Annotated in this window: 2 tRNA genes and 1 rRNA gene; all 3 read left to right on the top strand. The window is 52.2% G+C overall.

The annotated features are described in order from the left end of the window. Positions 1-90 (top strand): 16S ribosomal RNA (locus GJ700_RS34755); the annotation flags it as partial. 67 nt (positions 91-157) lie between these two features. After that, positions 158-234, top strand: a tRNA-Ile gene (locus GJ700_RS34750). A 27-nt stretch (positions 235-261) separates the two neighbouring features. Further along, positions 262-337 (top strand) — tRNA-Ala (locus tag GJ700_RS34745). Positions 338-387: the final 50 nt, after the last annotated feature.

Here is a 387-nt window from a genome sequence, read left to right as displayed (position 1 = left end):
AGGAGGGCGCTTACCACGGTAGGATTCGTGACTGGGGTGAAGTCGTAACAAGGTAGCCGTATCGGAAGGTGCGGCTGGATCACCTCCTTTCTAGAGTAGGCTGTCCGCCTAATACTCACACTTATCGACTGTTCTAAAGAAGAACGAAAAGCATGTTGGGGCTGTAGCTCAGCTGGTTAGAGCACCGTGTTGATAACGCGGGGGTCGTTGGTTCGAGCCCAACCAGCCCTACCAGTTACCAAATGCTGAAGCAATACCGAAGGGGGATTAGCTCAGCTGGGAGAGCACCTGCTTTGCAAGCAGGGGGTCGTCGGTTCGATCCCGTCATCCTCCACCAAACTGCTTTTATGTAAGCCCTGAGGTTTAGATAAAAGTAGTACCGTTCTT

Origin of the sequence: Pseudoduganella rivuli, from assembly GCF_009674485.1 — a bacterium.
Taxonomy (GTDB): Bacteria; Pseudomonadota; Gammaproteobacteria; order Burkholderiales; family Burkholderiaceae_D; genus Rugamonas; species Rugamonas rivuli_B.
This window is presented reverse-complemented; position numbering and strand designations above follow the sequence as displayed.